This is a genomic window from Tardiphaga sp., from assembly GCF_028290785.1.
GTDB lineage: Bacteria > Pseudomonadota > Alphaproteobacteria > Rhizobiales > Xanthobacteraceae > Tardiphaga.
In genome coordinates this window covers 1-5,587 of sequence record NZ_JAQGJD010000282.1, presented here as the reverse complement: position 1 = coordinate 5,587, position 5,587 = coordinate 1, and the positions used below count along the sequence as shown (strand labels likewise).

The following is a 5,587-nucleotide window of genomic DNA, read 5'->3' as shown; positions in this document are numbered from 1 at the left end:
CGAAGCCGCCGGGATGCCGCGTGAACGGATGCGCCAGCACGTCGCCTTCCTTGAGCAGCGGGATCACGCGCTCCAGGATGGTATCGACGTCCTCGCCATTGGTGCCGCTCTCCGGCAGGCCCCAGAGTTGGCCGAAATGTACATAGACCGGCAGGCTGGTCTGCTTGCCGATTTCCGCCGCCATCTCCAGCACGCGAATGCCCCAGCGCGCGAAGCCGCCGATCGCGGCATGGGCCTTGACCCCCCGCACCAGATCGAGAATGGCCAGCGCGGATTTCACGGTGGCGTCGATGTCGACGCCATCCGGGCTGTACAGGTTGGGATAGAAGTGACCCTCGAGGCCGCCGACCAGATAGGCCGACAGAAAGGCGTAGACGCGCGACTTGGCGGGCTCGGCGATGAAGTGGCGGAAGCCCGGCAGGGTCATGCAGGACGGGCCGCCCTGGTCGATCAGCGTGGTGACGCCGGACTGCACGCCGACCATGTCCGGGTTCATGCCGAAGCGGCCGGAAACATATTGATAGACGTGCGCGTGGGTATCGATCAGGCCCGGCAGCACGAGTTGGCCGGTAACGTCGATCACTTCCTTCGCGCTGGTCGGCAAAATATCGGATTGCACCGCGGCGATCTTGCCGTTGCGGATGGCGACGTCCTTGATGCCGTCGATGCCGGAGGCGGGATCGATGACGCGACCGCCGCGCAGCAGCAGGTCGAAGGTGGCGGTGACGGACATGGTGGTCTCCTCTGACATTGGGCGGCTCTTGCGGGCCGCGCCAAAATGCGAAGCATACTTCGTATTTTACAAAAGCAAAGCGCATGCCATAAATGGCGCGAGGTTTTCCCGCGAGTCGCGGCGGTATCAGGAGAACGCGTTGCCCAAAGCCAACAAGCCGCGTGTCGCCGCATCGCAAAAGCCGTGGCCGCTGCCGCAGCGACCGGGATTCCTGATCCGCCGGCTGCACCAGATTCACGTCGCGCTGTTCCAGGAAGCCTGCGGCGGCTTCGAGGTGACGCCGCTGCAATACAGCCTGCTGTCGGCGCTGGCGCAGCGCGGAACCGCGGACCAGACCACCTTAGCCGCTGATATTGCTCTGGATCGCACCACCACCACCGGCGCGCTGAAGCGGCTGGAGGCGCGAAAACTGGTCGAGCGTCCGGTCAGCGACGACGACCGTCGGGCGCGAATCTGCCGGCTGACGCCGGCCGGCACGGCGCTGCTCGGCCAGATCGAGAGCGCCGCGCGCGACGCCCACAAGGCGACGCTGGGCACTCTGAGCAAGTCTGAACAGGCAGCGTTCGTCGCCATGATGCAGCGCATTGTCGCAGACCACGCCAGCCGCGACAGCAGCGCCGTCGCGCTGGATTGAGGCGCGGCGGCGTGGGTTTAGAATGGCTATAAATTAATCAGGACGGGTTGTTAAACGGGCAGCGCCCTCTCAACCGTCATTGCGAGGTCAGGGAAAGCTGCAAGCTTTCCCTGACCTCGCAATGACGGGGAGACGCCGGTACGCTTCACAAATCCAGCACCAGCCGGTCTTCCGCGGACTCCGCGACGCACACCATCAGGCTGCGCGCGCGCTCAGTGGGCGACAGCACGCGGTCGCGGTGGATCGGCGCGCCTTCCAGCCAGTCGACCTTGCAGGAGCCGCAGATGCCGCCGCAGCAGGAAGCGGGAATGTCGATGCCGACGCCGAGCAGCGCTGACAGCATGGTTTGGCCGGCGGCCACCGGAATCTCCAGTTTCGAGCGCGCCAGTGCCAGCGTGTAGGGCCTTGCGTCGGGATCGACCGGCAAGGGCGGCGGCACGAAGCGCTCGATGTGGACGCGCGACGCCGGCCAGTCGCGCGTGGCCTGCTCGAAATCCCCGATCATACTTTCGGGGCCGCAGCAGCCAAGCCCGACATCGGACAGCGGCCGGCCCACCAGCGCGGCGATATGCGGCCGCGCGGCCGCCGCGGTATCGTGGACGACCAGATGCCCGGACCGCAGCAGCGGCACCAGCAGGTGCGCCAGCGGCGGCGCGCCGCGCGCGATCAGGTGCAGGGTGAATTTCGGCCGCCCGACCCGCTTCAGCCAAGCCGCCACGGACAGGAACGGCGTCACGCCGATGCCACCGGCGACGAAAGCAAAGCGCGTGACGTCGTCCGGCAGATCGAGGCCGCCGCGCGGCAGCGAGACGCCGATGGTGTCACCGACGTCGATCGCGTCGTGCAGCAGCACCGAGCCGCCGCGGCCGGCCGCCTCGCGCTTCACCGCCACGACGTAGCGCGCATTGTCGGCGGGGTCGTTGCACAGCGAATAGGTCCGCACCATGCCGCCGGGCAGATGCAGGTCGATATGCGCGCCAGGGCGGAACGGCGGCAACTGCCAGCGGTCGGGATCGACCAGCCTGAACACCTTGATGCCGGCGCCGCCATCCTCGATCCTGTCGACGATGGTTTTGACGGTGGTGATCGGCAGCGTCATGCCGCGTTCCGCACGGCGTCGCCGACGCGTACGGTGCCGCCTTGCAGGATCTTGCAGTTCAACCCGGAGCGATTGATCAGGGGATCGAAGATCGCCTTGCCGGTGATCTCCTCGATGTGGCGGCACGGGATCGACAGCCGCGTCGCTTCCAGCAGCGTCTCGCCCAGCCAGAATTTTTGACCGACCAGATGGGTCAGCGGCACGCCGGCGACGGTCACGTTGCGGCGATGCTCCTCGGGAGCCAGGTCGATGTTGTGGTCACGCTTCAGCGCCAGCAGCGTTTCGATCTCGAACAGCGTGACCTGGCGGCCCTCTTCCGGCTTCGACGAGTAGAAGCCTTCCTCGCGGCCGATCATGTAGCGATCGCTGTCGATGCCCTTGCCGGCAATCAGTTGCAGTTCGGCCATCGCGCGCATCGGCAGGAACGCGCGCGGCGTGATGTGGAGATGGCGCACCACGCCCGTCCAGGCGAGGGTGACGGGAGTTGCGGTTTTGCTGTCGAGCGTATCGAGCATGGTTCTGTCCTCATGAATGGCGTGCAGTCGTAGGGTGGGCAAAGGCGCCCTTGCGCCGTGCCCACCATTGTCGCCGCGAGTGAAGGTGGTGGGCACGCTTCGCTTTGCCCACCCTACGTCGTGCGCCTCGTGTGACCTCAGGTCAGTTCCTTGTTGGCGGTCTCCGGCGCCATGAAGGTCGCGGTGGCGGTGATCAGCGCGCAGACGATCAGGAACACCGACACCGGCCAGGTGGCGCCGCCGGCCCAGGCCATCAGCGAGGCCGCAATCAGCGGGCTGAGGCCGCCGCTGATCGCCGCGCCAACCTGGAAGCCCAGCGAGGCGCCGCTGTAGCGCAGCTTCGCGGTGAACAGCTCGGAGTACCAGGGCGCGCCGATGCCGAACATCACCATCTGGCCGAACGAAATCGCCGCGACGATGGTTAGGATGACGATGGTCGGGTCCTTCGTATCGAGCAGCCAGAACATCGGGAAGGCGAACAGCGCCGAGAAGATGCAGCTCGCATAGAACATGGTCTTGCGCCCGATCTTGTCCGACAGCCAGCCGAATAACGGGATCGAGAACAGCGCGACGAAGGACGCGATGAAGGCGCCGTTCAGCACCAGCCCGCGCGACAGGCCGAGACGCGAGGTGGCGTAGGACATGATGAACACGCCGGCGATGCTGGCATAGGCGATTTCCGAGATCTTCAGGCCGACAGCGGTGAAGAACGGGCGGCGGTGATACTTGAAGATCTCCACGATCGGCATCTTCGCCACTTCGTTCTTGGCCTTCAGCGTGCGGAACGCCGGGGTTTCTTCCATGCTGAGCCGGATCCACAACCCGACGCCGACCAGCAGGATCGAGAGCAGGAACGGAATGCGCCAGCCCCAGCTCATGAAGTCGTCTTCGGGCAATTGCGAGACCAGCGCGAACATGCCGATCGCCGCGAGGTTGCCGACGGGATTGCCGACCTGCACCATGCTGCCGAGGAAGCCGCGCCTGTGGGTTGGCGCATTCTCCACCACCATCAGCACCGCACCGCCCCATTCGCCGCCGAGGCCGATGCCCTGCAGGAAGCGCAGCACGACGAGCAGGATCGGCGCCGCGATGCCGATCTGCGCGTAGGTCGGCAACAGCCCGATCAGGAAGGTGCCGATGCCCATCACCATGATGGTGATGGCCAGCATCGCCTTGCGGCCGACGCGGTCGCCGTAGTGGCCGAAGATCGCGGCACCCAGCGGGCGCGCGAGGAAGCCGACGGCGTAGGTGCCGAACGCCGCGATGGTGGCGAGGCCGGCATCGCCGCCGGCAGCGAAGAACACCTTGTTGAACACCAGCGCGGTGGCCGCGCCATAGATCAGGAAGTCGTACCACTCGACGGCGGTGCCGATCACGCTCGACCACACGATGCGGCGTAACGCTTTCGCGTCGTCGGGGACGTCGATGGTGTTGAATTGTTCTGCGACGGTCATGGCATTCCTCTCCAGGAAGGGGTGCAAAATTCGGACGCATATCGTCATTCTCCGCCTCCGGTTTGCCGGGGAGGCGCAGTTCGAAAATTTGGAATGTTCGCTGTATCAGCCGCCCCAGCGCGGGCGTCTCGCTGTCACAAAATCCAACATGTTTACTGCTGGAAATCAACGGCACCACAACAGGCATCTGACGCCTAAACCGGCAGGAACGGCGAAATGCCCATCCCATGGGCGAGAAACTGCCGATTCCGGGCAGATTTGCCTAAATTATCCTTGCCGCTGCTGGAAATATCTGCAGCAATGTTTTCTGAGAGAAACGCGCAGGCACGCCCTGCGGGCGCGGCCCTTCCGCATCGCGCGGGCTTTCTCTAAAAGACACGCTGAACACGGAGACAAGCGTTGCTCGATGTCAGCAGATCCGAGGCGGTGGGGTTCAACCTGCGCCAGCTTCGTTCGGCCAAGGGACTGACGCTGGACCAGCTCGCCACCCTGAGCGAGCTGACGCGCGGCTATATCTCATTGGTGGAGCGCGGGCTGAAGACGCCGTCGGTCGCAGCCTTGCTGCGGCTGGCCGCCGCCCTCGACGTCAACGTCACCTATCTGTTCGATCCCAATCCGACGCCGGCGGCAAGCTATACGCTGTTTCGCCGCGAGAGGGACGCGGCCCCGGCCCAGCAAGGCGGCTTCGACCTGCTGGCGCTGGCAGCTAGCCGCACTCAGAAGCGGATGGAGCCGTTTTTGATCCGGCCGCCGCTGAAACTGGCGTCGCGGGCGTCGCACGCCGGCGAGGAGTTTTTGTTCGTGGTGTCCGGCAGCCTGGCCATCAAGCTGGACGGCGACGAACTGCTACTGGAGAAAGGCGACTGCCTGTATTTTTCCGGCGAAACCCCGCACTGGCTGCGCAGCATCGGCCGCCAGAAGGCCGAAGTGCTGCTGGTAGTTTCTGCGGTGGAGCGGGATGGCAAGGGGTGATCAGCGCCACAGCCTTTCGTCGGGCGGGGCGATTTCGGTGACGAGGTCGCGGATCAGCGCCTTCTTCGGCAATGGCGCCAGCGTCGTGGTGCCCTCTTTCAGGCGCACGGTGCAGGCGTAGTCGACCTTGCCGTCGATCAGCATCATGCATTCCTTGCAGGCATTGGCATTGATGCAGGA

The 5,587-nt window shown here is 65.2% G+C and carries 6 protein-coding genes and 1 pseudogene; 2 read left to right on the top strand and 5 right to left on the bottom strand.

All coding sequences use genetic code 11. The features are described 5' to 3' along the window. Nucleotides 1-733: pseudogene (locus JWR89_RS17005) on the bottom strand (amidohydrolase/deacetylase family metallohydrolase); the annotation flags it as partial. Nucleotides 734-872: 139 nt separating this feature from the next. Here JWR89_RS17005 and JWR89_RS17000 point away from each other — a divergent pair. Next, the gene (locus JWR89_RS17000; RefSeq protein WP_299718203.1) at nucleotides 873-1,367 is read left to right on the top strand and encodes a MarR family transcriptional regulator; all 495 of its coding nucleotides are present in this window, start codon (nucleotides 873-875) and stop codon (nucleotides 1,365-1,367) included. 145 nt (nucleotides 1,368-1,512) lie between these two features. Here JWR89_RS17000 and JWR89_RS16995 read toward each other — a convergent pair whose 3' ends face one another. The 3 genes from JWR89_RS16995 to JWR89_RS16985 form a co-directional block, all read right to left on the bottom strand. Next, nucleotides 1,513-2,466, bottom strand: coding sequence for a PDR/VanB family oxidoreductase (locus JWR89_RS16995; protein WP_299718200.1), 954 nt, complete (start codon nucleotides 2,464-2,466; stop codon nucleotides 1,513-1,515). Continuing rightward, a complete protein-coding gene (locus tag JWR89_RS16990; RefSeq protein ID WP_299718198.1) occupies nucleotides 2,463-2,981 on the bottom strand; it encodes an MOSC domain-containing protein in 519 nt (172 codons plus the stop codon). Before JWR89_RS16990 ends, JWR89_RS16995 begins: the two co-directional genes overlap by 4 nt. Nucleotides 2,982-3,118: 137 nt before the next feature. Beyond that, nucleotides 3,119-4,435, bottom strand: a complete 1,317-nt coding sequence (locus tag JWR89_RS16985) for an MFS transporter (RefSeq protein ID WP_299718196.1) — start codon at nucleotides 4,433-4,435, stop codon at nucleotides 3,119-3,121. A gap of 399 nt (nucleotides 4,436-4,834) precedes the next feature. Between JWR89_RS16985 and JWR89_RS16980 the strand changes: the two genes are divergently transcribed. Next, the gene (locus JWR89_RS16980; protein WP_299718194.1) at nucleotides 4,835-5,407 is read left to right on the top strand and encodes an XRE family transcriptional regulator; all 573 of its coding nucleotides are present in this window, start codon (nucleotides 4,835-4,837) and stop codon (nucleotides 5,405-5,407) included. On the opposite strand, the gene JWR89_RS16975 is transcribed toward JWR89_RS16980, so the two are convergent. After that, nucleotides 5,408-5,587 (bottom strand): 2Fe-2S iron-sulfur cluster-binding protein (locus JWR89_RS16975; protein ID WP_299718192.1); only part of this gene is annotated, 180 nt, incomplete at its 5' end.

Coding starts and splice junctions, on each gene's coding strand:
- JWR89_RS16995 (WP_299718200.1), bottom strand. CDS start 2,466: ATGACGCTGCCGATCACCACCGTCAAAACCATCGTCGACAGGATCGAG.
- JWR89_RS16990 (WP_299718198.1), bottom strand. CDS start 2,981: ATGCTCGATACGCTCGACAGCAAAACCGCAACTCCCGTCACCCTCGCC.
- JWR89_RS16985 (WP_299718196.1), bottom strand. CDS start 4,435: ATGACCGTCGCAGAACAATTCAACACCATCGACGTCCCCGACGACGCG.